We start from the raw sequence: 21,930 nt of genomic DNA, 5'->3' as shown, positions 1-21,930 counted from the left end.
AAATATCTCCTTTTAAAAGGGATTCAAAAATACAATATTTAACAGGATGGCATAAAAAAGAAAAGGCCGCTAAATGCGACCTTTCCAAATATTTAGAGGATTGGATTAAACCACTCCCTGAGCTAGCATAGCATCGGCAACTTTAACGAAACCGGCGATGTTCGCACCTTTTACATAATCAACATACCCGTTTTCATTAGTACCGTACTTCACACATTGACCGTGGATATCATCCATGATCTGCTTAAGTTTGGCATCAACTTCTTCGGAAGTCCAGTTATACCTCATAGAGTTTTGAGACATTTCCAGACCTGAAGTCGCAACTCCTCCTGCGTTTGATGCTTTCCCCGGAGAGAAAAGGATCTTCGCATCCTGGAATACCGCGATAGCTTCTGGAGTACAAGGCATGTTCGCACCTTCACCCACACAGATACATCCGTTGCTCACAAGAGCTTTTGCGTCTTTCTCTTCCAGTTCGTTTTGTGTCGCACAAGGAAGAGCGATATCACATTTTACATTCCATGGAGTTTCCCCTTCGAAGTATTTAGCATTCGGATATTTGTCCAGATATTCTTTAATTCTTCCACGCTTCTCGTTCTTAAGCTCCATTACGAACTCAAGTTTATCTGAATGGATTCCCTCTTCATCAAGAATATATCCTGAAGAATCTGACATGGTAATAACTTTACCTCCAAGCTGAGTCACTTTTTCAGCGGCAAACTGGGCAACGTTTCCGGAACCTGAGATAACAACTGTTTTTCCTTTGATAGAATCTCCCTTTGTTTTCAACATGTTCTCAGCGAAATAAACGTTACCATAACCGGTAGCTTCAGGACGAATAAGAGAACCTCCGTAAGAAAGACCTTTTCCGGTCAAAACCCCGGTGAATTCATTTCTTAAGCGCTTGTATTGTCCATAAAGGAATCCGATCTCACGACCACCTACTCCAATGTCTCCCGCAGGTACATCAGTATCGGCACCAATATGACGCTGAAGCTCGGTCATAAAGCTCTGACAGAATTTCATCACTTCGTTGTCTGACTTTCCTTTTGGGTCAAAATCAGATCCACCTTTTCCACCACCCATTGGCAGGGTTGTAAGACTGTTCTTAAACACCTGTTCAAAAGCAAGGAATTTAAGGATACTCAGGTTAACTGACGGGTGAAAACGAAGACCACCTTTATATGGCCCGATAGCAGAGTTCATCTGAATACGGAATCCGCGGTTCACCTGAACGTCACCATTGTCATCAATCCATGGCACACGAAACATGATCACCCTTTCAGGCTCTACCATGCGTTCTAATAACTTCTTGTTCTGGTATTTTTTATTTTTTTCAATAAACGGAATTACAGTTTCTGCAACTTCATGAACAGCCTGTAAAAACTCAGGTTCATGGCTATTTCTTTTAGAAACGGTATCTAGGAATTCTTGTACATTTTTTTCCATGGTTTCGGCTAAATTAATTTTAACGAAAACGTTTTTTACGATTCAGCGCAAATATACATTTTCTTCAAAAAAGAGGCCTTATAATTTTTATATTCCTTTTAATTTTCCAGTATTTCTGAGGGGGCAATAATTCAGACATTCTTGGGTTATTAATTTATATATTTGTTTAGAAGCGAAATTCTTTATGGCATACATCTACAAATCCTTGCAGGCACTAATTCTTCTTGTTTTGTTCGGAAATGCAACCTCATTTGCACAGGTTGGATTACTGGGGCAGGAGATTGGGATTGTAGCAGGACCAGTAGCTTATTATACCGACTATGGTTTACGTTACAACATGGAAACCAACACTTCAAATACCGGAATGGGAATTGGTATTGTTTACTATGTGAATTTCGCCTATCGCGCAGACTGTAATTGTTATACCCAGGACACTTATTTCAATGATCATTTCAGGATACGGGCAGAGCTGGACTACCATTGGGGAGAATTACACCACTTTGGAGAACTATCCCGACAGAAAACTGATGCCGGTCGCCTTTTAAGAGGAATGGTGGGATCAACCAAAGTCACGGAGCTAGGCGCACACCTGGAATACTACCCATTTAGTATCCGTGATTATACCGCGTATGCCTATCCTATTGCGCCTTTTGTTAGCTTGGGGTTCAATTTTGTAGACTACAAACCTTACACCTATTCAACCTTAGGCCCGCTGGAAGACAATCTATTCCGCACTTTTGTGGGAGGAGTAAGCCAGGAACGGGGTTCAACCTGGTCTATGGTATTAGGTATAGGAACCCGTTATAAACTGGCGCCATCCAGTGACCTGGTCGCTAATTTTCAATGGAGATATTACGATACTGACTGGATCGATGGACTAGACCACAATAATCCTCAGGATAAGTTCAATGATATGATGTTCTGGTTCAATTTAGGCTACATTTATTACCTCAACTTCTAACCTAAAAGGTTGTGAAAAATGTCATTTTTAAAAGCTTACTTAAGCAAGCTTAATTAGGTCCTTAACCCAACGCCTGCTTCAGATCATCCATAAGGTCTTCCTCGTCTTCAATTCCAACACTTAAACGGATTAGCGAGTCTACTACCCCAGTTTTTGCTCTCTCTTCCTTCGGAATGGAAGCATGGGTCATACTCGCAGGATGTCCCGCCAGAGATTCTACACCTCCCAGAGATTCGGCCAGGGTGAAAACTTTCAGGTTTTCCACCACTTTTACAGCGCTTTCCAACGTTCCTTCAGCAGTGGTAAATGAGATCATACCGCCAAATCCATTCATTTGCTTTTTGGCGATCTCATGGTTTGGGTGATCCTCAAATCCAGGCCAGTAAACCTTATCAACCCTTGGATGTGATTTTAGGAAGTTTGCTACAGCTGCCCCATTTTCACAATGCCGCTGCATTCTAACATGAAGGGTTTTTAATCCTCTAAGCACTAAAAAACTGTCCATTGGTCCGCAAATCGCTCCACTGGCATTCTGAATGAAATATAGTTTTTCAGCCAAAGCCTTATCTTTTACTACAAGACTCCCCATCACCACATCACTGTGACCGCCCAGGTATTTTGTCGCGCTGTGCATCACGATATCAGCACCCATTTCTAATGGCTGCTGTAGATAAGCAGTTGCAAACGTATTATCAACAGCCAGGAGAATATTATGCTTTTTAGCAATTTTTGAAACCGACTCAATGTCGATAATATTCATCATTGGGTTGGTAGGAGTCTCCACCCAGATCATTTTCGTGTTCTCATTAATATGCTCCTCGATCCCGGAAGTATCACCCATGGGCACAAAGTGGAACTTAATACCCATATTTTCAAAGATCCTGGTAAATAACCGATAAGAACCTCCGTAAAGGTCATTTGTAGAAACGATCTCGTCCCCCGGTTTAAAAAGTTTCAATACGGCATCGATGGCAGCGAGTCCCGATCCAAAAGCCAAACCGAATTTCCCATTTTCAATGCTGGCCAGAGCATTTTCCAACGCTGCACGGGTTGGATTACCGCTTCGTGAATATTCAAACCCCTTATGTCCTCCCGGCGTACTTTGCTTATAAGTAGTTGTTTGATATATAGGCGGCATGACCGATCCATAAGCCGGATCTACATTTTCCAGCCCTCCGTGAATTGTCTTGGTATTGAACTTCATCTTTTAAAACTTTTTTAAGATACAAATGTAACGTTCGCTTTGGGCATTCTCAAAATAGCCCGTACCTTTCAGAACAGTTTAACATTCCAGTACTCATGACCCATCACATCCTTCGGATCCTAGTGATTTGCCTTATTCTATCATCTTGTCAGGACGAAAAAAAACCGAAAGAACTTCCGCTTAGATTTGAAAAGAAAAGTCTCACTAAAAAAGCCGGACAAAATTGCGATACGGACGATTATGACTGCACGATCATATCTTTGGAAGTAATAAAGGCCAAAGGTCCTGAAAATATTTCGGAAGAAATAAATAAAGTACTAGAGGAAGAGGTCATCAGCCTGATCGCTTCGGAAGAAAATCCGGGCATTGAAAATCTCGAGGCACTCGCAGAAATTTTCATTTCAGACTACCTGAAAGCTTCCGAAAGCTTTTCCGAAGAACCGGCATGGGAAGCTTATGTCAATGAAAGTATTTACAAAAAGACAGATAACCTGATCTGTATCGGCATAACCGCCGAAATTTTCAGCGGGGGAGCCCATGGTTATAAAAGCATCACTTTTTTAAATTTTGATCCAAAGACCGGGGAAGAGCTTACCTGGAAAGATATTTTTACGGAGGATTTCAAAGGCTTCGCCGAAGAAAAGTTCCGAAGTGAGTTTGAGATTCCAGCAGGAGAGAATATCAACAGCACAGGATTCTGGTTTGAAAATGACACTTTTCAGCTACCTTCAAATATTGGTTTTTCTGAAGACAAAGTCATCCTTGCATATAATATCTATGAGATCGCTCCTTATGCTGAGGGGGATTTTTATTTGGAAATACCTTTGGACGAAGCGAGGCAATTTCTAAAGTTTGAATAGTTTTGCAAAAAAAAGGAATGAAGAAGATCTACTACCTTTCCACCTGTGACACGTGCAAGCGCATTCTTAAAGAATTGGACGCACCCGGGGAATTTACCCTTCAGGACATTAAAAAGGAACCTTTGAAAGAGGAAGAGATCGAGTCTCTCAAAAAACTATCTGGCAATTATGAAAAGTTGTTCAGCAAACGGGCAAGGTTGTATAAGGAGAGAGATCTTAAGAATAAGCAACTTTCAGAAGAAGATTACAAAACACTGCTTTTAGAACATTATACTTTTTTGAAAAGACCGGTGATCGTAAATGAAAACGAGATCTTCATAGGCAACTCCAAGAAAACCGTTGAGGCGGCAAAAAAATCAATCCATGAATAAAAGGCTGCTGGCGATCCTGGCTGCGACCGGGGCCAGTACCATTTACGGAATAAATCATACAGTAGCTAAAGGCCTAATGCCTATCTACATTGAGCCGTTCGGATTCATTTTATTAAGAGTGCTTGGAGCCGCTATCCTGTTCTGGATCATTAGTTTTTGGGGACCCAAGGAAAAGATCGCGACCAGTGACTGGCCACGCTTATTAGGTTGCACGATCTTTGGAATGGTGATCAATATGCTGCTTTTCTTTAAAGGGCTCAGCCTCACTACTCCCATAAACAGTTCGGTGATCATTACTATTTCGCCAATCCTGGTGCTTATACTAGCCGCCTTTCTTATTAAAGAACGAATTACACTGTTAAAAACTGCAGGGATCATAACGGGTTTGGCGGGAGCATTAACACTGGTATTCTTTAGTAAGAGCTCTACGGCAGATGCTCCAAATATCCCGTTGGGGAATATACTTGTGATCATCAATGCCTTATCATATGGTTTGTACCTTATTCTGGTCAAACCACTTACTGCGAAATACCATCCGTTCACTCTTATGAAATGGCTGTTTCTATTTGCTGTCATAATCAACCTGCCAATCACCCTAAACGAGTTCATGGCAGTTGACTGGAGATCTTTACCGTCTCATGCTATTCTAAGAATGGCATTTGTAGTGTTAGGAACCACTTTCCTTACTTATTTACTGAATGTGTTTGCGCTTAGGGAACTAAGTGCAGCCACTATCAGCGCGTTCATTTATTTACAACCGTTGATCGCCATTGTTTATGCGATATTCACGGGCGCAGATTCACTGAACCTTTTAAAAGTGCTGGCAGCGGTATTGGTTTTTTCCGGTGTCTATATGGTGACCCGTAAACCTAAACCAATTCATTAATATTCTGGCTTGACTTTGGTCTTTTTCCGAATTTTCGCGTGTCCTCTTTTGTGAGAATCCTGAAATCCTCTGTATGCGAAAGCTTATTAAGTTTTTCATACATTTCATCCGGAAGCTTGGTAAGTTTTCGCTCTTTTAAGTCAATCCATGCACCCATCATTTCACAGCTCGCAAAATTTCGGCCTTTGTGATCATAAAAATCATGCTCGAACTCAAAATACATTCCGTCCTCAGAAATTCCCTTTAACTGAAGGGTCACCGTTACAGGTTTTCCTGCAAAAACTTCTTTGAAATAGTAAATATGTTCGTAGAACACGACCGGACCTAAATTATGCATAGCCATCTCCTGCTGCCCAAAACCATTCTCCATTAAAAAACCCATTCTGGTATGGCTCATAAAGTTTATATAGGCAGTGTTTGCCAGGTGACGGTTGGCGTCAATATCGCTCCAACGAATCTCAAATTTCTTCTGATACATAGTATTATTTTGGGACAAAATTATCTAAATTTTATTATGCACGCATAACTCTTTTGCTTAAATTTAAGTTTTCATTTTTCACAATGCCATTAATAAAGTCAACATATAAGCCATCAGGCATCTATAGATCTGCAGATTTAAACACGATCTATGCGGCCACATTGCGAACTGTAAAATTATCGCCGTATGTCCGTGAAAGGATCATCTTAAGCGATGAGGATTTTCTCGATCTTGATTGGAGTAAAACCGCTGACGCTAATAATGGAAAAGTCGCAATTTTATTGCACGGTCTTGCCGGAAGTTCCGACAGGCCTTACATGAAGGGCATGACCAGAATCCTCAATAAGAAAGGTTGGGATACGGTATCTATTAACTTAAGAGGCTGCAGTGAGGAGTTGAACAAATATTTCAAGAGTTACCACGGCGGCTCGTCCCAGGACCTGGCAGAAGTGATTTATCACATCAAAAAAATGGAAAAATATGACAGCATTGCCCTGGTAGGATTCAGTCTGGGTGGAAATATTCTGCTGAAATATTTAGGTGAGGACAGAAATGTTCCAAAAGAGGTAAAGACCGCCGTTGCGGTTTCGGTTCCCTGCGACCTGGCCGGTTCCCTTGGAGAGATCAATCGTACTCGCAATTTCATCTATTCAAAACGCTTTGAACTCAAACTAAAGCAAGTACTTCTCGCCAGGGCGAAAAAATTTCCGGAGAAACTTAGCAAAAAGGAAGTGGAGGCCTGCTCCTCCTTAAATGACATTGATGAACTCTACACCTCCAAAGCGCACGGATTTGAAAATGCCGCCGATTATTACGAGAAAAACAGCAGTCGCCAATTCCTCGAGAACATCAAAATACCAACTCTTATTATAAGCTCTAAGGATGACAGCTTTCTGTCTAATTCTGCATACCCAATAAAGGAGGCTGAAAACTCAGAATTTCTGAATTTGGAAATCCCCGAATACGGTGGCCATGTAGGATTTGTACTTCCCGGCCCGGAATTTTACCACGAAAAAAGGACCATGGAATTTCTAGAAAAGCACCTCCAGGTTTAAAAATCCTAAAAACAGGTTAAATATTGATTGGGAAGGAAAATATAGGTCATATTCCCTTTAAATTAGATCAAAAAAGATCTATGACTGTGAATCCAGATGAGGGCCACGTGGCCAAGATCCGTTCTGCTGGTTTTTTTACCAAAGGCGTAGTATATGTCCTTATAGGAGCTTTAACCTTTATGGCTGCCTTTGGTTTAGGTGGGGATATCACCAGTACAGACGGGGTAGTGAATTTTCTTCTGGAGCTCCCCTTAGGTAAAATCCTGGGTGGTATCGTTGCTTTAGGTTTGATAGCTTATTCCCTTTGGCGAATCTATCAAATGCTGGTGAGACCAGGAAAACCAAATAAAAAATCTAAAGACTGGAAAGATGGTTTCACCAGGTTTCGTTATTTCTATTCTGCCATCTTCTATGGAATTATCGCCTATTCCTTTGCTAAACCTTTGATAAAGTATCTAATGGGGGAAGGCGGAGGCGGGCCATCAGAAAACAGCACCCAACAAAAAGCGGCTCTGGGAGAGTTACTAGCGAATGACTGGGGAAAAATGGCTATTTGGGTTCTGGCCGCTATCATTGCAGCTCAGGCGGTCTGGCAGTTTAAACTGGCCTATTCAGGTAAATTCATGAAGAAGATCGATAATTATCCAGATATCAAACATGAATACGATTTTATCCGAAAATCTGGCAGGCTGGGATATTCTGCCCGAGGACTGGTTTTTGGCATCATCTCTTACTTTCTCGTAATGGTTATCCTTCAGCATAATGCGCAGGTATACAAGGGAACAGAAGGAGCATTACAGTACATGCTGAGTTTCTCTTACGGCTCGATCCTTCTAGGGATTACAGCGCTTGGACTAATTGGCTATGGAGTGTTCAATATTATGGTGGCCCGGCATGCCAATCTAACCACTATTAGATGACCTGAAGATACTCTTGTGGTTATGCAAAATAGGAAGTAGGGAGTTTTGCCCTGCTACATAATTCATTATCTTTGCCCAACCATAAAAATCACTCATGATTCAGTCAATGACCGGTTTCGGGAAGAGCATCGTGCAACTTCCTTCCAAAAAGATCACCGTAGAGATCAAATCCCTAAACAGTAAGAATCTGGACCTGAATGCGCGCATACCATCACAATATCGCGAGAAGGAACTTATTTTACGAAATACCATCTCTAAATCCCTTACCCGGGGTAAAGTTGATTTTTCAGTCTATGTTGAAATAACAGGCGAGGAAACTACGGCTTCGGTCAACCCGGCTGTGGTTAAAAAATATATGGAACAGCTTCGCGGAATTGTTTCCGGAGACGAAACTGAGCTTCTAAAAATGGCTGTCAGAATGCCTGACGCCCTTAAAACGGAACGGGAAGAGATCGATGAAGCAGAATTCAAGGCTATTGAAGCAGCAGTGGAAGAAGCCCTGAGTGAGATCAATGATTTTCGTTCGGCAGAAGGGAAGGTTTTGGAAGATGAATTAAGCCAGCGAGCGACTAACATACAGGATCTTTTGAAAAAGGTAATTGAAATGGATCCTGAAAGAATTGCCGGAGTTCGTGAGCGCCTTCAAAAAGGGATCGCAGATCTAAAAGAAAATGTCGATGAGAACCGTTTCGAACAGGAACTGGTCTATTACATAGAAAAATTTGACATTACCGAAGAAAAAGTGCGCCTGGAGAACCACATGGATTACTTCCTGAAAACCCTTGCTTCTGCAGATTCCAATGGAAAGAAGCTTGCATTCATTTCTCAGGAAATGGGCCGTGAGATCAATACCATAGGAAGCAAATCAAATCACGCCCCTATGCAACAGTTAGTTGTTCAAATGAAGGATGAACTTGAGAAGATCAAAGAGCAACTTTTAAACGTACTTTAATGTCAGACGGGAAATTAATTGTCTTTTCAGCGCCATCAGGATCAGGAAAAACAACTATTGTACGCTATCTATTGGCACAGGAAGAATTAAAGCTGGATTTTTCAATTTCAGCAACCTCGCGGGAACCAAGAGGGAATGAAGTACATGGTAAGGATTATTACTTTTTAAGCCTGGAAGACTTTAAGAAAAAGATCAAGAACGACGAATTTTTGGAGTGGGAAGAGGTATACCGCGACAATTTTTACGGTACTTTGAAAAGTGAAGTGGAACGCATCTGGGCGAAAGGCAAGAATGTGATCTTTGACATTGATGTGGTTGGCGGACTTGATATCAAAAATATCTATCCGGAAAAAACCCTGGCAGTTTTTGTAAAACCACCAAGTATTGAGGAGCTAAAAATTCGCTTGAAAAAACGCCAGACAGAATCACCAGACAAGATCAACATGCGAGTAGCTAAGGCTTCTATTGAATTAGCAACAGCACCGCAATTCGATCATATCATCATAAACAATGACCTGAATACGGCTTTGGAAGAGGCGTATACTTTGGTCTCAGACTTTGTGGAAGCAGATAAAAAAGCGATATAGTGAAAAAAAAGATCGGTCTCTTTTTCGGCACTTTTAACCCTATTCATATTGGCCATCTTATTCTTGCCAATCACCTGTATCAATATTCAGAACTGGACGAGGTTTGGCTGGTCGTTACTCCACATAACCCTCTTAAAAAGAAAAGCAGTTTACTTAACAACCATCACAGGTTTGAGATGGTCTGGAGGTTGTGCGAGGATTTTCCCGGACTAAAGCCCAGTGATATAGAATTCAATCTTCCGCAGCCAAATTACACGATGTACACGCTGACACATCTTGAAGAAAAGTATCCTGATTATGATTTCTCTTTAATCATGGGGGAAGATAACCTGAAGAGTTTTCCAAAATGGAAGAATTACGAGATCATCTTGGAACGTCACAACATCATCGTTTATCCACGCTTTTCTGAAGGACAGGTAGATGAAATTTTTAAAGATCATCCAAAGATCACCCATATTGACGCCCCCAGGATTGAGATCTCGTCCACCTTCATAAGGCAGGCCATAAAAGAGGGGAAAGATGTAAGGGCACTGCTCCCTGCGCCTGTGTGGGAGTATATTGACGAGATGAACTTTTACAGATAAAAAAATTGCTTCCAAAAACGATTTTCAGAAGCAATTTCCTAACTAACCAACCAAAAAGATTAAACTCTTCTAATAAATAATCTTTCTGTTTTAATAACGCACATTTACGGGCTATCGTACCTGTTATTAAAATTTTGAATGTTAAAGTTTAAACTCAAAACTTAAACATTTCTTCTTAACTTTTCTCAGGCTTTCCCCTACAACCTTATTATTTTCTTATTTTTGGGGGCAGAAAAATTCTCTCTATGGAATCATCGCCAAAATTCGCCGTATTGGGTGGAGGTAGCTGGGCAACGGCTATCGTAAAAATGTTGTGTGAAAATCTTGACGAAGTCAGCTGGTATATGCGAAGCGTGTATGCCATCGAACATATTAAAAAACAGGAGCATAATCCTAATTACTTAAGCTCGGTAGAGTTTGACGTGAATCAACTCCACCTAAGCAATGACATCAATAAGATCGTCAAGGAAGCAGACGTGTTGATATTCGCTATTCCTTCGGCATTTTTGAAACGTGAACTGGACAACCTTACCGAATCACTTGACGGAAAGATCATCTTTTCAGCCATCAAAGGAATCGTGCCGGAAAGCAGCCTCATTGTTGGAGAACATTTTCACAAGACCTATGATATTCCTTACGACTCGATTGGAGTTATTACAGGACCTTGTCACGCTGAAGAGGTGGCTTTGGAAAGGCTTTCTTATCTCACTATTGCCTGTGCCGATGAGGAAAAGGCAAAACTGGTGGCCAACAACCTCAGCAGTGATTACATCACCTGTAAAACCAGTGATGACATCATTGGAACCGAATATGCCGCGATGCTGAAGAACATCTATGCCATTGCGGCAGGTATCGCTCACGGATTAGGGTACGGAGATAACTTCCAGAGCGTTTTGATGAGCAATGCCATTCGGGAAATGAAGAAATTCATTAAGAAGGTGCATAAAATGAAGCGGAACATCAACGATTCTGCTTATCTGGGGGACCTTCTGGTAACCGGTTATTCGGTTTTCAGCCGAAACAGGATGTTTGGGAACATGATCGGGAAAGGTTATACCGTAAAAAGCGCTCAAATGGAAATGAGCATGGTCGCTGAAGGCTATTATGCGACAGACAGTGCTTATAAGATCGTTCAAAAAACAGGTGCAAAAACACCTATTATTAAGGCTGTTTACGATATTCTTTATCAGGGCAAGGAACCTAAGAAGGTTTTCAGGAAGCTGGCCGATAAACTTGATTAAACATGCAATCTTCGGAAAAAGATCCTGAGAAGTATCTCGACTCTCTGCCCGAAGAGCGAAAAACTGCCGTAAGTAAATTGCGGGAAGTGTTACTCCACAATCTTCCGGAAGGATTTGAAGAAGGAATGGGATATGGTATGCTCAGCTATCATATACCTCACAGCCTGTATCCCGCAGGATACCACGTCGATTCATCACAACCGCTGCCGTTCATCAACCTGGCCTCGCAAAAGAACTACGTGGCCCTTTACCATATGGGGCTTTACGCCAAGCCCGAATTGCTGGAATGGTTCACTACTGAATATCCGAAATACTCCAACAGAAAATTGGTAAAAGTTGCATCAGGTTCAAGAAAATGGAGGAAATACCTTATGAGCTGATCGGCAAGTTGGCGACCAAAATGAGTCCGCAAGAATGGATCTCGACCTATGAAAACGTATTGAAAAAATAGGAACTACTTCAGTAAAACTCCTTTTTTAGTCATTACAGGAAGTTCCTGAAGTGCCTTTTCATTAATGGTATTCTTTCGGAACACGTATTTTTTATGATACATTTTTCCGTCAGCGAAAAAAGATACAGAGAACTCATTGTTCAGCTTTAGAACATCCTCCTGTAAAAATTCAACTTTCGCGAAAGATTTTGGCGGAAGCTCCTTAATGGTATGCCGCATGGTAGAAGTGACATCTTTGTCGTCATAGCCCCGGGTCACGATCAACACAGTATCAACAGGTGTCTCCCGATCATTGATCAAATAAGCGTTCCAATCCATAGACTGGAAATCATCATTCTTTTCAAGTACTGCCGCTACATACACTCCCTCAACTTCGGGAATATCAATATCCTTTTTCATTAGTCACCGATCTTATGCTTAGCCCATTTCCAGAACAACCAAAGGATCAAGGCAGCGATGCCCAGCAAAATAACCCCTATCGTGAATTTAATCACCTTTATGGCCACCAGAAGTATGATCACCGCAACGGCAATAATTCCAAGGATTATCAGGCCGGTATTTTTCATATAGAAGATTTAAACTGTTCAAGGAAACGCATGTCGTTCTCATAGAACATACGAATGTCTCCAATTTGGTACAGGAGCATGGCGATTCTTTCGATTCCCATTCCAAAAGCAAATCCTGAATATTCTGCAGGATCGATATTACAGTTACGAAGAACGTTCGGGTCAACCATTCCGCAGCCCATGATCTCCAACCATCCGGTACCTTTTGTAATTCGGTAATCGGTTTCGGTTTCAAGTCCCCAATAGATGTCAACTTCGGCACTAGGCTCTGTAAACGGGAAATAAGAAGGACGTAGCCTTATCTTGGACTTTCCGAATAACTGCTTGGTAAAATACAATAAAGTCTGCTTAAGGTCGGCGAAAGACACATCCTTGTCAATATAAAGACCTTCCACCTGGTGGAAGATACAGTGTGAACGGGCAGATATCGCCTCATTCCTGAAAACTCTTCCGGGAGAAATGGTCCTGATCGGCGGTTTATTCTCTTCCATATAACGCACCTGAACAGATGATGTATGCGTACGCAATAACACATCAGGGTTCGTCTGGATAAAGAAAGTATCCTGCATATCACGAGCCGGGTGATACTCCGGAAGGTTCAACGCGGTAAAATTGTGCCAGTCATCCTCGATCTCAGGTCCTTCAGAAACATTGAATCCGATATTAGAAAAGATCTCTATGATCTGGTTCTTCACAATAGAAATAGGGTGGCGCGAACCAATCTCAACAGGCTCTCCCGGGCGGGAAAGGTCTCCGTAGATACCTTTTTCCTCCTCCTTGCTTTCGAGTTCCTCTTTAAGCTGATTTACTTTTTCAGTAGCAGCATTTTTCAGGGTATTTACCTTCTGACCAAACTCTTTCTTTTGCTCATTCGGTACGTTTTTGAATTCAGCGAAATACTGGTTCAAAATACCTTTTTTACCCAAATACTTTATACGAAAATCTTCTACTTCTTCTTTTGTTTTAGCCTTGAAGGCTTCAATTTCAGAAATATAGTCCCCAATTTTTTCTATCATAATCCCTATTCTTTAGGAAGCGCAAATTTAAAAAAATAATACGGTATTCGCTCTTTAACTCCCCGGCGTTTTATTCGACTTATAAGGAGGCCTACTTAAAGAGTTTTATTTGCTACTTAATATATTCTTTTTCCAGAAAGTACTGCACGATGGCTTCTTTCATTAAAACGGCCTGTTCCCCTGCTTTTAACTGCGGAAGTTGCTCCACAACCTTATAATGTGGCCAGCCCTCATCATCAAAGAATTCAAACTCATAATAACCATATGGCTCGAGCAATCGGCATATAGCGATATGCATAAGATCCAGTTTATGGTCTTTCTTGAATTTTCTGTGCACCTGGCCCAGTTCCTGCAATCCTATTAGATATATAATGGCATCAAGCTCTAGCTTTTCCCCGTCAGCAAACTGACCGGAAAGCTTCTCTTCTACCTGCTCCCAACGTTGTTTTAATTGTTCATCTCTTGACATGCTGCAAAGATACTTACTAAGTACGGGAAATTACTATCTTTGAGTCCATGAATATTGTTGATCTTATCCTTTGCATCTTTCTGCTCCTGGGACTTGTAAGAGGAATTTTTAAGGGGTTTTTATCAGAATTGGCCGGCCTGGTGGCTTTGATCGCCGGTATCTACGCAGCCATTCATTTCTCTCATTACGCATTTGACTTTTGGGAACTGTTCTTTGACTGGGACGAGAAATATCTCTCCATCATAGCATTTGCAAGTACCTTCTTTATTGTGGTCTTGCTTATTTCCCTGCTTGGGAAGGTCCTTACTAAAATGGCCAGCCTACTAGCTTTAGGTCTAGTTAACCGCATATTGGGAGGAGTTTTCGGAACCCTGAAAATGGCATTTTTAGCCAGCCTCTTTTTCATGTTCCTCACAAATTTCGGGCTATTCACGGTAGATGAAGACACCAGAGAAGACTCCCTGTTATACGAGCCTGTTAGAGCATTTGCGCCTTTATTTCTACCGGCTATTCTGGATGAAGTAAGAGAAGGGGATATTTTCAAGACTCCTTCCGAAGAGAAAGAAGAAGAAACTTCTGAAAATGATTCCAACCTCAAATAAAAAAACCGGCAGAGGATCACTCTACCGGTCTTTTCAAAATGCTAGTCTTTTACTGAAGAAAAAACTTTTACAATAAGCTTACTTTTCCAGAAGAAATAGAATAAACTCCTCCTAGGATCTTTATTTCACCGTTGGCTTCCATTTCATTTAGAATAGGACTTTTCTCCCTGATCCTGTCCATGGTCATCTTCACATTGTTCTCGATAACATCTGCCACGAAAGAGTCATTTTTCGAACTCCTTTCTCCCTCTGTTTTTGTTTTATCAACAGCCGGAGCAATGTTACTTAAAAGGTGGGTGATATTTCCCAGTTCTACATGATCACAGGCCGCTTTCACTGCCCCACATGCTTCATGACCCAGTACAAATACTAATTTACTTCCTGCCACTTTGCATGAATATTCCATACTTCCAAGGATATCTGTATTTTCAAAGTTACCGGCTACCCTGGCGACAAATATATCCCCGATTCCCTGGTCAAAGATCGTCTCTACCGGCACCCTCGAATCGATACAGCTCAACACAACTGCCTGAGGCCATTGCCCTCCGCTAGTTTGAGCTATTTGACTGGAGTAATCCCTTTCATTCATTTTATTCCCTGTAAATCTTTCATTTCCGGCCATAAGGTCGTTAAGTACTTTTTCAGGGGTTAATGAATCTTGTTTTTCCTTGTTAATTATATCTTTAATCATAGTTTATCTATTTAGGTTTAAAAACGATTGTATGCGGCATTTTTAGACACCTGCATATTAAGCAGTTTTCGGTTTATTAAAAAATTGCTGATAACTTTCCGGGTTTTCAACTATACCTCTTTCAGAAATGATCTTTATATTGATATTCTTTTCTTCAGCTTTTACTTTGAAATCATCCAGTATTTCTACGATGTCGTTATCAAGATAATGAGTTTTCGTCACATCCATAATAAGATAAGAATTATCCTCGAGTTTGTTAAGCTCTTTAATAATAGCTCCTTTATTAATAAATGTTACCTCTTCAGCCAGGGTCATTTTTACGGTCTTACTTCCATCTGCCACATCTTCTTTGTGAAGGAAGTAAGAGTTCTGGTAGCTCTTAATAAGTATAACACATATTCCTACTAGTAGACCCAGGGTTATTCCTATGAGGAGGTCTCCAAAAATGATCCCTGTTACGGTAACAAAGAAAGGAACAGATTGTTTCCATCCGGCCTTATACATCTGTACAAAAAGCTGTGGTTTAGCAAGTTTATAACCTACAAGGAATAAAATTGCAGCTAAAACTGATAATGGAATAAGGTTCAAAACTTTTGGGATAATGATAACTGATATCAATAGTAATCCACCGTGTAAAATCGCAGAAAGTTTGGTTTGTCCACCAGACTGAATGTTAGCAGAACTCCTCACGATCACCTGAGTGATTGGCAATCCTCCAATCAATCCAGAAACCACATTCCCTGTTCCCTGGGCGAATAATTCCCTGTTAGTAGGCGTGGTTCTTTTATGAGGATCCAGTTTATCTGTGGCTTCTACACATAAAAGGGTTTCCAAACTGGCAACTAAGGCTAATGTAAACGCGGTTACCCAAATTTCCATGTTCCCTATCATGCGGAAAGAAGGAAATGTAAACTGCCCAATAAAGGAATCAAAACTATCCGGTACCGGAACATTAACAAGCAATCCCGGAGCAATAGACAGGCTATCAAAACTCTGGCTAATCACATTGAAGATTATCCCAACTGCCACCGCAACTAGTGGGCCCTGGATCAATTTAAATATTTTGCCCTTTTTGGAAAGAACTGAATCCCATAAAATAAGGATCCCCATCGCAAATAAGGCAATTAAGGTAGAACCGGGACTAATGTAATTGAAAATATTTCCGAGGGCAGAAAACGTATTTTCACCATCTAATTGAAAGAAATTCCAGTCTCCAATGGGACTATCTGTATAGCCGAAAAAATGTGGGATTTGCTTTAGAATAATTATAATTCCAATCCCGGTAAGCATTCCCTTAATTACCGATGAAGGAAAATAATAACCAATAATTCCTGCTTTTAAAACTCCAAATAAAATTTGAATAGCTCCAGATAATACCACTGCTAAAAGAAAATCCTGGTAACTTCCTAAACTGGCAATAGCCGCAAGTACAATAGCTGCCAATCCTGCTGCGGGACCACTAACACCAAGACTGGATTTACTTAGTGCACCTACAACGATTCCTCCGACAATACCAGCGATTAACCCCGAAAACAAAGGTGCACCACTGGCAAGGGCGATACCGAGACACAGGGGAAGGGCAACAAAAAATACTACAATACTGGCAGGCAAATCTTTTTTGATATGCTTGAACATAAAAATTACGTTTTTGGACAGGTTGAAATAACCCGTCAATAATTAAAAAATAAATACTGTGAAATGAGATCAGGCAGCGATTGGCTCGCTGAAAATAAGTACGTACCATGAGCCATATAACGACAGCCCCGGAAAACGCGGATCTCTAAAAAACGAAAAATTTAAATGTTTCGAGGCGGAGGGGAGAGTACTTCCAGGTAGACCTGATGACCACCTTCCTGATAGGAGAACCGCTGTGAAGAATGTGTTCTTAGGTACTGAATACTCTCATGGTTGGAATAAGTCTCCTCAATAAGGGATTCAAAGGACAACAAGTTCTTAGAGGAATTTTCTTCCTCGTTGGCAGTAAATGCGAATGACATATCGACCGTATCATCAATAAGCGCCACAACCGTAGGACCGGCCACGAAGCTCATAAAAATGATGGATAAAATAAGGGCGATACTTTTCATAAGCGGCAAAAATAGCACTTATTAAGATTGTGACCAAAGAAATACTTGTCGCTACAACAGTTTTAACTCTTTAGATCTTATCCAACCCTGGCTTCCGTTAGGTAGTTCTATTTCAGTCCAACCCTGGAAATCTTCGGTGACTTTCACTTTCGCGCCTTCATGTAATAAGAATACTTCAGAACTTCTTACGTTAGGTTCACTTTTGACCTCCACTTCTTCAGCAAAGATGATCGCATAAGACCTGTTCTCAAGAAGGTTTTGTTTTAACAGTCCTACTACCGTAGAGGATACCGCAAGAAAAAGAAAAACCAGCCCGGCGATAAATAAAATCCTTTTAAAAAGCACTTTTCCGCTGAAATAATATCCAAGGAAGAACACTACAAACATGAGCATACTAATAATCCCGATCCAGGCCCAGGTAGTCGGGCTAAATACCGAAGTTACACTTGAAAAAATTCCGTAAAAACCTTCTTCGGAAGGTTCTTCTATGGCATCAATTGCCATTTTCCTGGCAAACTTCAGGTTGTTAGTGACATCTTTATCTCCAGGAGCCAGCAATAAGGCTTTTTCATAATGATAGATGCTTGGCGCAACATTATTCAATTTGTAATGTGCATTCCCAAGATTATAATGCAGAGCCGCAGAAGTCTCTCCATTCTCCAGAATGTCTGTGTACATCTGCACAGCCTCATCATAATTTGCATCGGCATAGGCCTGATTAGCTCTTTCAAAAAGCTCCTCATTTTGAGCCGTTCCCAAATGAGCAACGAACAAGAAAAATATAAAGATCAACTTTTTCATACCTGCTTATCAATTTCAGAAATTACTTCTACTGCTTTATCGTAGTCCTGATGCATTGCTACGGAAGATGCCGGGGTATAACGGGCAAATTCACAGCTTTCGAGCAATTTCACGAAATCAGTTACAGTCTCTGAAGATACACCGTTAGAGATCAACAGGTCCTGAATACGCTCCTTGCTCATTTCGCTGGTTTGAATATGTAGTTTTGCCTTCAAATAGTTATGTAAAGCCCTTTCAAGAGATTCATAGAATTTCTTCTGGTCTCCCAGGTTCCTTTTAGCTGCGGAAAGATATTTCCTTGCAAGTTTATCTGCCTTTCTTACACGATTCCCTCTCACATCTCCGGCCATAGCTTTGCGTTTATTTCCGAAAATGATCGCCAGCGGGATAAGCATCAACGGTAAAGCGAAAAGGCTCCAGAATAGCGGAGATCCTATGAAAGCAGATTCTCCAAGCGGTTTCAGACTGGTCTTAAGCTTGATATACCTGAATTGACTGGTAATAGCAGGAATTTGCTGCTGTACCGGACCAGAACCTGCATTTGAAGCAACTCCTTTGGCAGGCCCCCTTTGAACGTCGATCAGGATCTCTTCTGAAGTAAGCGTTTTATAGGATTCTGAGGCGAGGTCAAAATAAGAAAATGAAACGGGTGGAATCGGGTATTTACCCTTTGTTTGCGGCACCAAGGTATATGTATTAGAAATGCTTCCCTGCATTCCGTTCAAATTCGTTTTAACATCTTCGGCATACTCCGGTTCATATTTTTCCATAGAAGCCGGGACGGTCAATGGCGGAAGATCAAAAAGTTTCAAATTTCCCCGGCCGCTTACCTGTACTTCTGCCTCCAGAGACTCGGTTGCGTTCAATTCTCTTTTATCGACGTTCACCTTAAAAATCAGGTTTTTTCCAACTGCTCCGGTAAATCCTTCAGGTTTTCCTTCCTGTGGAAGCGGCTTCACATTGATCGTGCGGTTTCCGGCAGCAACGGTTTTATCAACTGTCTCATAAAAGCGGTTTCCGAAGATATCCCTTCTCTCGGTTGGCACCTCTACAGACACCGCCAGGGTCAACGGCTCAATATTGAGTTTACCGGTCTTTTGAGGGTATAAAACGGTTTTCCGAAGCACTACATACCGGTATGGTTCCCCCTCATATTCACCATTTTCAACCTGAAGGCGCTGCATGTCAATATTCTGACTCCAGAAATCACTGAATTTTGGATTGTCGATCTGGCGCCAGTCACTAACATTGATACGCGGACTTACATAGAGTTTATAAACCACCGTGATCGCTTCGTTCAAATAGGGATTTGTGTTCGAGATCTCAGCCACCAGATGCAGGTTCTCAGATGCTACAAATTCAGAATTATTGCCGTCGGTAGGCTCATCAACGGCAGCTGTCACTTCGATCTCCAAAGGAGTCGTTTTATAGACATTTTCTTCGATGGTGATCTCTGCCTGGCCAATCGTGAACTTTCCTCGTTTTTTGGGAGCCAGGAAATAACTGTAGGTTTTGGAGTAGCTTCTTTTCCCGTTAACCCAGCTATTGCTCACCGCCTGATTAGGACCACCTACCACTGTAAAATTTGAAAAGGAAGGCGGATTAAAATTATCCCCATCCTCGTTCATGGTAAAATCTACCCGCAGGCGCTCATTAACGCCCAGTTTCGTCTTACTGGCCTTTGCTTCAAACTGCACCTGTGCAACGGCAAAGTCCGAGATCATTAGAAAAAACGCTAAAAATAGAATTTTACTTTTCATTATTGATTTACTGTTATTACCAGTCTTTTTCTGCTTTTGTTGGAGAGCCTTTCACCTTTTCGGCGTTTATTTTTTCCTGAACTTTCTTTTCTTCATTCCCCATTGCTTCCAGCAGGTTCTTTACTTGTTGGGGAGAAAGCTGACCTGGTCTGGGTTGTGGCTGCTTGGGCTGCTCCTCTTTTGATTTATCTCCCTGATCCTTTTGCTTGTCTTTATCCTGAGGTTTTCCTTTATCATCTTTCTCATCATCACCCTCTTTTTTATCCTTTTCACCACCTTTATCTTTCTCTTCAGGCTTGCCGTCCTCATTTTGTTCTTTCTCACCCTGATCGCCTTCCTGCTCCTCTTTATCCTTTTGCTGATCTTGTTTTTGATCTTGCTGATCCTTCTTCTGCTGGTCCTTATCATCTTCCCCGCCGCCTTTTTTCTCTTCTTCTAAAAGCTTTTTGGCGAGAGCATAATTGTAACGGGTTTCTTCATCATTGGGATTGTTTCTAAGAGAATTCTTATAAGCTTCGACCGCTTCTTTATACTTCTTTTGTTTCATAAAGGAATTCCCCTGATTGTGAAAGGAATCATGCTTCAGCGGTTTCTCTTCGGCTACTTTTGCAGACTGCGTATGACGCTCCACTGCTTCCCCGGTAATTTCATTGTTGTAATAAAGGTTTCCCAGGTTATACCGGGCAGCTGCATTAGAAGGATCCTTGGCTATGGCCTGACGATAATAGGCTTCAGCATTAGCTAGGTCATTTTCTTCGAGGGCTTCTTCAGCCTGCTGCATATATTTCTTAGCTAAACGAGCCGATTTTTCAGGATCTTCCTGCGCAGAAAGCGGAATAAACCCTAAAAAAAGGATTCCCAAAAATGCTATTTTCAACAGTCTTTCCATTTTTTCTATCTGCTACTTTTCCTCGTTGAACAAATTTAATCTTTTCAGCCATGATGTCTGGCGTTCCAGGAAAAGGATATCCAGGATCAAAAAGAACAACCCCAGTCCAAGGAACCATTGGAACTGGCTCTTGTATTCGGCTATTTGTTGCGATTCAAATTCCTTTTTATCCATATTCTGAAGGATCTCTGTTACTTTCTCAACGACCTCTGTCGTAGAGGTGCCGCTGATATATTCTCCATTTGCTGCGGAAGCGATCTCCTGTAAAGTTTGAGGGTTCAACCGTGTTATCACGGTTTCCCCGTTATTGTCTTTTTTATAACTCTGAATAATTCCGTTTCTCTTGTTTGGAATCGGACCACCTTTGGGAGTTCCCACCCCAATAGTAACGATCCTGATGCCTTCGCGGGCTGCTTCTTTGGCAATATCTGCGGCTTGCCCTTCGTGATCTTCCCCATCACTGATCAAAAATACGATCCTGTTGGTTTGATCCTGGTCATTGAAATAAGTAGTAGCCAGCTCGATCGCATCTCTAATGGCCGTTCCCTGCGATGAAACCATGTCTGTATTCATCGCCTGAAGGAACATTTTGGCAGCCGCATAATCTGTCGTAATTGGCAGTTGCGGAAAAGCACTACCTGCATAGGCAATGATCCCTACCCGATCGCTCGCAAGATTATTGATGATCTGGGTTACCAGCTGCTTTGATTTCTCAAGCCTGTTTGGCGCAATATCCTCTGCCAGCATACTTTTGGAAACATCAAGCGCGAAAACCACATCAACACCTTCTCTTTTTACCGTTTCCAATTTTGTGCCAAATTTGGGATTTACCAGGGCAATGACAAGGCAGGCAATGCCAAGAGAAATAGTCACCAGCTTAAGGATCGATTTCCCCAAGGATCTGTCAGGACTTAATTTCCTGAGCAGTTCCTTATCTGCAAATTTATTCTGGGTCCTCTTCTTCCAGAACACCAGAAGCGCAAACAGCAGCACCAGTACCGGGATCACCAGTAATAACCAGAAATATGTCTTGTCTTCTAATAAGAACAT

25 protein-coding genes and 1 pseudogene are annotated in these 21,930 nt (G+C 41.5%); 12 read left to right on the top strand and 14 right to left on the bottom strand.

The window, feature by feature from the left end; all coding sequences use genetic code 11:
* Window positions 1-105: 105 nt before the first annotated feature.
* The gene (gdhA, locus tag ACFQ1G_RS11355) at window positions 106-1,449 is read right to left on the bottom strand and encodes an NADP-specific glutamate dehydrogenase (RefSeq protein ID WP_380739633.1); all 1,344 of its coding nucleotides are present in this window, start codon (window positions 1,447-1,449) and stop codon (window positions 106-108) included.
* Between the two features lie 184 nt (window positions 1,450-1,633).
* Here gdhA and ACFQ1G_RS11350 point away from each other — a divergent pair, with 184 nt between their 5' ends.
* Entirely contained in the window at window positions 1,634-2,410 is a 777-nt protein-coding gene (locus tag ACFQ1G_RS11350; protein ID WP_380739631.1) for a THC0290_0291 family protein, read from the top strand.
* 61 nt (window positions 2,411-2,471) lie between these two features.
* On the opposite strand, the gene ACFQ1G_RS11345 is transcribed toward ACFQ1G_RS11350, so the two are convergent.
* Window positions 2,472-3,614, bottom strand: coding sequence for a cystathionine gamma-synthase (locus ACFQ1G_RS11345; protein WP_380739629.1), 1,143 nt, complete (start codon window positions 3,612-3,614; stop codon window positions 2,472-2,474).
* Between the two features lie 95 nt (window positions 3,615-3,709).
* Between ACFQ1G_RS11345 and ACFQ1G_RS11340 the strand changes: the two genes are divergently transcribed.
* The 3 genes from ACFQ1G_RS11340 to ACFQ1G_RS11330 are packed head-to-tail and all read left to right on the top strand — an operon-like array spanning window position 3,710 to window position 5,731.
* On the top strand, window positions 3,710-4,474 hold the full coding sequence (locus tag ACFQ1G_RS11340; protein WP_380739627.1) for a DUF3298 and DUF4163 domain-containing protein: 765 nt from the start codon (window positions 3,710-3,712) through the stop codon (window positions 4,472-4,474).
* 17 nt (window positions 4,475-4,491) lie between these two features.
* Entirely contained in the window at window positions 4,492-4,845 is a 354-nt protein-coding gene (locus ACFQ1G_RS11335; RefSeq protein ID WP_380739626.1) for an arsenate reductase family protein, read from the top strand.
* The gene (locus ACFQ1G_RS11330) at window positions 4,838-5,731 is read left to right on the top strand and encodes a DMT family transporter (protein ID WP_380739624.1); all 894 of its coding nucleotides are present in this window, start codon (window positions 4,838-4,840) and stop codon (window positions 5,729-5,731) included. Before ACFQ1G_RS11335 ends, ACFQ1G_RS11330 begins: the two co-directional genes overlap by 8 nt.
* Here the strand turns inward: ACFQ1G_RS11330 and ACFQ1G_RS11325 are convergent.
* Window positions 5,715-6,209, bottom strand: coding sequence for an acyl-CoA thioesterase (locus ACFQ1G_RS11325; protein WP_380739623.1), 495 nt, complete (start codon window positions 6,207-6,209; stop codon window positions 5,715-5,717). The two genes, ACFQ1G_RS11330 and ACFQ1G_RS11325, sit on opposite strands and share 17 nt — an antisense overlap.
* A gap of 83 nt (window positions 6,210-6,292) precedes the next feature.
* Here ACFQ1G_RS11325 and ACFQ1G_RS11320 point away from each other — a divergent pair, with 83 nt between their 5' ends.
* The 7 genes and pseudogenes from ACFQ1G_RS11320 to ACFQ1G_RS11290 all read left to right on the top strand — a co-directional run bounded on the left by ACFQ1G_RS11320 (window position 6,293) and on the right by ACFQ1G_RS11290 (window position 11,999).
* Window positions 6,293-7,264, top strand: coding sequence for a YheT family hydrolase (locus tag ACFQ1G_RS11320; protein ID WP_380739621.1), 972 nt, complete (start codon window positions 6,293-6,295; stop codon window positions 7,262-7,264).
* A gap of 80 nt (window positions 7,265-7,344) precedes the next feature.
* Window positions 7,345-8,184 carry a DUF1206 domain-containing protein gene (locus ACFQ1G_RS11315; RefSeq protein ID WP_380739619.1) on the top strand — a complete coding sequence of 280 codons (840 nt, stop codon included), beginning with the start codon at window positions 7,345-7,347 and terminating at the stop codon, window positions 8,182-8,184.
* Window positions 8,185-8,278: 94 nt separating this feature from the next.
* The gene (locus tag ACFQ1G_RS11310; protein WP_380739617.1) at window positions 8,279-9,136 is read left to right on the top strand and encodes a YicC/YloC family endoribonuclease; all 858 of its coding nucleotides are present in this window, start codon (window positions 8,279-8,281) and stop codon (window positions 9,134-9,136) included.
* The gene (gene gmk / locus ACFQ1G_RS11305) at window positions 9,136-9,723 is read left to right on the top strand and encodes a guanylate kinase (protein WP_380739615.1); all 588 of its coding nucleotides are present in this window, start codon (window positions 9,136-9,138) and stop codon (window positions 9,721-9,723) included. Before ACFQ1G_RS11310 ends, gmk begins: the two co-directional genes overlap by 1 nt.
* Window positions 9,723-10,307 (top strand): nicotinate (nicotinamide) nucleotide adenylyltransferase, encoded by a 585-nt coding sequence (gene nadD, locus ACFQ1G_RS11300; RefSeq protein ID WP_380739613.1) that lies wholly within the window; start codon window positions 9,723-9,725, stop codon window positions 10,305-10,307. The genes gmk and nadD overlap by 1 nt, the downstream gene beginning before the upstream one ends.
* A 245-nt stretch (window positions 10,308-10,552) precedes the next feature.
* Window positions 10,553-11,548: an NAD(P)H-dependent glycerol-3-phosphate dehydrogenase gene (locus ACFQ1G_RS11295; protein ID WP_380739611.1), complete on the top strand. Its 996-nt coding sequence runs from the start codon at window positions 10,553-10,555 to the stop codon at window positions 11,546-11,548.
* Between the two features lie 2 nt (window positions 11,549-11,550).
* Window positions 11,551-11,999 (top strand): annotated as a pseudogene (locus tag ACFQ1G_RS11290) (DUF1801 domain-containing protein).
* 3 nt (window positions 12,000-12,002) lie between these two features.
* Here the strand turns inward: ACFQ1G_RS11290 and ACFQ1G_RS11285 are convergent.
* From ACFQ1G_RS11285 to ACFQ1G_RS11270, 4 genes are all read right to left on the bottom strand, one after another.
* Window positions 12,003-12,398, bottom strand: coding sequence for a hypothetical protein (locus ACFQ1G_RS11285; protein WP_380739609.1), 396 nt, complete (start codon window positions 12,396-12,398; stop codon window positions 12,003-12,005).
* Entirely contained in the window at window positions 12,398-12,565 is a 168-nt protein-coding gene (locus tag ACFQ1G_RS11280) for a hypothetical protein (RefSeq protein WP_380739607.1), read from the bottom strand. Before ACFQ1G_RS11280 ends, ACFQ1G_RS11285 begins: the two co-directional genes overlap by 1 nt.
* Window positions 12,562-13,581 (bottom strand): phenylalanine--tRNA ligase subunit alpha, encoded by a 1,020-nt coding sequence (gene pheS, locus ACFQ1G_RS11275; RefSeq protein ID WP_380739605.1) that lies wholly within the window; start codon window positions 13,579-13,581, stop codon window positions 12,562-12,564. The genes ACFQ1G_RS11280 and pheS overlap by 4 nt, the downstream gene beginning before the upstream one ends.
* 112 nt (window positions 13,582-13,693) lie before the next feature.
* Window positions 13,694-14,050, bottom strand: a complete 357-nt coding sequence (locus tag ACFQ1G_RS11270) for a hypothetical protein (protein WP_380739603.1) — start codon at window positions 14,048-14,050, stop codon at window positions 13,694-13,696.
* A 47-nt stretch (window positions 14,051-14,097) separates the two neighbouring features.
* On the opposite strand from ACFQ1G_RS11270, the gene ACFQ1G_RS11265 reads away from it, so the two are divergent.
* Window positions 14,098-14,652 (top strand): CvpA family protein, encoded by a 555-nt coding sequence (locus ACFQ1G_RS11265; protein WP_380739601.1) that lies wholly within the window; start codon window positions 14,098-14,100, stop codon window positions 14,650-14,652.
* A 67-nt stretch (window positions 14,653-14,719) separates the two neighbouring features.
* Here ACFQ1G_RS11265 and ACFQ1G_RS11260 read toward each other — a convergent pair whose 3' ends face one another.
* The 7 genes from ACFQ1G_RS11260 to ACFQ1G_RS11230 all read right to left on the bottom strand — a co-directional run bounded on the left by ACFQ1G_RS11260 (window position 14,720) and on the right by ACFQ1G_RS11230 (window position 21,930).
* Window positions 14,720-15,343: a carbonic anhydrase family protein gene (locus ACFQ1G_RS11260; RefSeq protein WP_380739599.1), complete on the bottom strand. Its 624-nt coding sequence runs from the start codon at window positions 15,341-15,343 to the stop codon at window positions 14,720-14,722.
* Window positions 15,344-15,400: 57 nt separating this feature from the next.
* The gene (locus ACFQ1G_RS11255) at window positions 15,401-16,978 is read right to left on the bottom strand and encodes a SulP family inorganic anion transporter (RefSeq protein WP_380739597.1); all 1,578 of its coding nucleotides are present in this window, start codon (window positions 16,976-16,978) and stop codon (window positions 15,401-15,403) included.
* Between the two features lie 161 nt (window positions 16,979-17,139).
* Window positions 17,140-17,430, bottom strand: a complete 291-nt coding sequence (locus ACFQ1G_RS11250; RefSeq protein ID WP_380739595.1) for a hypothetical protein — start codon at window positions 17,428-17,430, stop codon at window positions 17,140-17,142.
* 51 nt (window positions 17,431-17,481) lie between these two features.
* Complete coding sequence (locus tag ACFQ1G_RS11245) at window positions 17,482-18,231, bottom strand: tetratricopeptide repeat protein (protein WP_380739593.1); 750 nt, start codon at window positions 18,229-18,231, stop codon at window positions 17,482-17,484.
* A complete protein-coding gene (locus tag ACFQ1G_RS11240; RefSeq protein ID WP_380739592.1) occupies window positions 18,228-19,991 on the bottom strand; it encodes a BatD family protein in 1,764 nt (587 codons plus the stop codon). Before ACFQ1G_RS11240 ends, ACFQ1G_RS11245 begins: the two co-directional genes overlap by 4 nt.
* A gap of 16 nt (window positions 19,992-20,007) precedes the next feature.
* Entirely contained in the window at window positions 20,008-20,880 is an 873-nt protein-coding gene (locus ACFQ1G_RS11235) for a tetratricopeptide repeat protein (RefSeq protein WP_380739590.1), read from the bottom strand.
* A gap of 12 nt (window positions 20,881-20,892) precedes the next feature.
* Window positions 20,893-21,930: a VWA domain-containing protein gene (locus ACFQ1G_RS11230; RefSeq protein ID WP_380739588.1), complete on the bottom strand. Its 1,038-nt coding sequence runs from the start codon at window positions 21,928-21,930 to the stop codon at window positions 20,893-20,895.

This window comes from Salinimicrobium gaetbulicola (assembly GCF_042676025.1).
Classification (GTDB): Bacteria; Bacteroidota; Bacteroidia; order Flavobacteriales; family Flavobacteriaceae; genus Salinimicrobium; species Salinimicrobium gaetbulicola.
This window is presented reverse-complemented; position numbering and strand designations above follow the sequence as displayed.

Bases quoted from the DNA above. Each gene is read 5' to 3' on its own strand.
- gdhA (WP_380739633.1), bottom strand. From the start codon at position 1,449: ATGGAAAAAAATGTACAAGAATTCCTAGATACCGTTTCTAAAAGAAAT.
- ACFQ1G_RS11350 (WP_380739631.1), top strand. From the start codon at position 1,634: ATGGCATACATCTACAAATCCTTGCAGGCACTAATTCTTCTTGTTTTG.
- ACFQ1G_RS11345 (WP_380739629.1), bottom strand. From the start codon at position 3,614: ATGAAGTTCAATACCAAGACAATTCACGGAGGGCTGGAAAATGTAGAT.
- ACFQ1G_RS11340 (WP_380739627.1), top strand. From the start codon at position 3,710: ATGACCCATCACATCCTTCGGATCCTAGTGATTTGCCTTATTCTATCA.
- ACFQ1G_RS11335 (WP_380739626.1), top strand. From the start codon at position 4,492: ATGAAGAAGATCTACTACCTTTCCACCTGTGACACGTGCAAGCGCATT.
- ACFQ1G_RS11330 (WP_380739624.1), top strand. From the start codon at position 4,838: ATGAATAAAAGGCTGCTGGCGATCCTGGCTGCGACCGGGGCCAGTACC.
- ACFQ1G_RS11325 (WP_380739623.1), bottom strand. From the start codon at position 6,209: ATGTATCAGAAGAAATTTGAGATTCGTTGGAGCGATATTGACGCCAAC.
- ACFQ1G_RS11320 (WP_380739621.1), top strand. From the start codon at position 6,293: ATGCCATTAATAAAGTCAACATATAAGCCATCAGGCATCTATAGATCT.
- ACFQ1G_RS11315 (WP_380739619.1), top strand. From the start codon at position 7,345: ATGACTGTGAATCCAGATGAGGGCCACGTGGCCAAGATCCGTTCTGCT.
- ACFQ1G_RS11310 (WP_380739617.1), top strand. From the start codon at position 8,279: ATGATTCAGTCAATGACCGGTTTCGGGAAGAGCATCGTGCAACTTCCT.
- gmk (WP_380739615.1), top strand. From the start codon at position 9,136: ATGTCAGACGGGAAATTAATTGTCTTTTCAGCGCCATCAGGATCAGGA.
- ACFQ1G_RS11295 (WP_380739611.1), top strand. From the start codon at position 10,553: ATGGAATCATCGCCAAAATTCGCCGTATTGGGTGGAGGTAGCTGGGCA.
- ACFQ1G_RS11285 (WP_380739609.1), bottom strand. From the start codon at position 12,398: ATGAAAAAGGATATTGATATTCCCGAAGTTGAGGGAGTGTATGTAGCG.
- ACFQ1G_RS11280 (WP_380739607.1), bottom strand. From the start codon at position 12,565: ATGAAAAATACCGGCCTGATAATCCTTGGAATTATTGCCGTTGCGGTG.
- pheS (WP_380739605.1), bottom strand. From the start codon at position 13,581: ATGATAGAAAAAATTGGGGACTATATTTCTGAAATTGAAGCCTTCAAG.
- ACFQ1G_RS11270 (WP_380739603.1), bottom strand. From the start codon at position 14,050: ATGTCAAGAGATGAACAATTAAAACAACGTTGGGAGCAGGTAGAAGAG.
- ACFQ1G_RS11265 (WP_380739601.1), top strand. From the start codon at position 14,098: ATGAATATTGTTGATCTTATCCTTTGCATCTTTCTGCTCCTGGGACTT.
- ACFQ1G_RS11260 (WP_380739599.1), bottom strand. From the start codon at position 15,343: ATGATTAAAGATATAATTAACAAGGAAAAACAAGATTCATTAACCCCT.
- ACFQ1G_RS11255 (WP_380739597.1), bottom strand. From the start codon at position 16,978: ATGTTCAAGCATATCAAAAAAGATTTGCCTGCCAGTATTGTAGTATTT.
- ACFQ1G_RS11250 (WP_380739595.1), bottom strand. From the start codon at position 17,430: ATGAAAAGTATCGCCCTTATTTTATCCATCATTTTTATGAGCTTCGTG.
- ACFQ1G_RS11245 (WP_380739593.1), bottom strand. From the start codon at position 18,231: ATGAAAAAGTTGATCTTTATATTTTTCTTGTTCGTTGCTCATTTGGGA.
- ACFQ1G_RS11240 (WP_380739592.1), bottom strand. From the start codon at position 19,991: ATGAAAAGTAAAATTCTATTTTTAGCGTTTTTTCTAATGATCTCGGAC.
- ACFQ1G_RS11235 (WP_380739590.1), bottom strand. From the start codon at position 20,880: ATGGAAAGACTGTTGAAAATAGCATTTTTGGGAATCCTTTTTTTAGGG.
- ACFQ1G_RS11230 (WP_380739588.1), bottom strand. From the start codon at position 21,930: ATGTTCTTATTAGAAGACAAGACATATTTCTGGTTATTACTGGTGATC.